The sequence below is a fragment of the Micrococcus sp. HSID17227 genome (genome assembly GCF_003989405.1).
In the GTDB taxonomy this organism is placed as follows: domain Bacteria; phylum Actinomycetota; class Actinomycetes; order Actinomycetales; family Micrococcaceae; genus Micrococcus; species Micrococcus luteus.
This window is the reverse complement of sequence record NZ_RBLN01000401.1, coordinates 1-1,179: the sequence shown is the minus strand read 5'-3', so window position 1 is coordinate 1,179 and position 1,179 is coordinate 1. Positions and strand designations below refer to the sequence as shown.

Genomic DNA, 1,179 nt, shown 5'->3' with positions numbered 1-1,179 from the left:
CCGCTGCTCGACCTGGCGGTGTGGCTCGAGCTCGAGACCCCCGCGCGGCGCACGCGGGCGCTGGCCCGGGACGGCGAGACCTTCGCCCCACACTGGGACCGCTGGGCCGCACAGGAAGAGGACTACCTGGCCCGGCATGCCCCGCGCGCCGCGGCGGACCTGGTCCTGCACCCGCCCTCCGCCTGACGGCGGCGGTGCCCGGGGCCGGGGCGTCGGGGTCTGCGTGCGGGCCGGTCGGGTGCCCGCGCCGGGACCGGAGCGGTTCGCTCCGCTTAGGTGTAGCATCGGAGGCGGCGCGCCGCGTCCGGCCGCGTCCCACCCCAGCGCACGGAGACCTCCCCTTCCCATGGCGACACTGCTCTACCGTCTCGGCCTCGGCGCCGCCCGCCGCCCCCTCCTCGTGATCCTCGCCTGGGTGCTCGTCCTGGCCCTCGCCGTCGGCGGGTTCCTCGCCTTCGGCGGCACGCTCTCCTCCACCGTCACCATCCCCGGCACGCCCACCGCCCAGGTCACGGACCGCCTCAAGGAGGAGTTCCCCGAGGCCTCCCGCGGCAGGGGCCAGGTCGTGTTCACCACCGAGGACGGCTCCCCCCTGACCGACGCCCAGCGCGAGCAGATCACCGCCCTGCTGGACGACGTCGCCGAACAGGAGGCCGTGGAGGGCGTCGTGGACCCGTTCGAGGCCCAGGCCCAGCAGGACGACGCCCGCACCCGGCTCGACGAGGGCCGCACCGAGCTGGCCGACGGCGAGCAGCGACTCGCGGACGGACGCCAGGAGATCGAGGACGGCCGGGCCGAGCTCGAGCGTCGCACGGCCGAGGCCGACGCGGGCGAGCAGCGCCTGGCCGAGGCCGCCGCCCAGCTGGAGGAGGGGCAGGCGAAGCTCGACGCCGCGCGCGCCGACCTCGAGGAGCGTGGCCTGGACGCCCTGCCGGCCGAGGCCCTGGCCCCGCTCCGGGAGGCCGAGCAGCAGGTGGCCGAAGGCCAGGAGCAGCTCGACGCCGGCCGCGCCGAGCTCGAGGAGCAGGCGGAGCGCCTCGAGGCCGGCCAGGCCAAGCTCGACGCACAGCGTCAGAAGCTCGAGGCCGCGCAGGCCGAGCTCGACGCCCGGTGGGCCGAGCTCGAGGCCGGGCAGGCCGAGCTCGACGCCCGGGCCGAGCAGCTGGCCCGGGCGTCGAA

Annotated in this window: 2 pseudogenes; both read left to right on the top strand. The window is 77.1% G+C overall.

The window, feature by feature from the left end:
• Positions 1–186, top strand: a pseudogene (locus D8M29_RS12230) (hypothetical protein); the annotation flags it as partial.
• 160 nt (positions 187–346) lie between these two features.
• Positions 347–1,179, top strand: a pseudogene (locus tag D8M29_RS12225) (hypothetical protein); the annotation flags it as partial.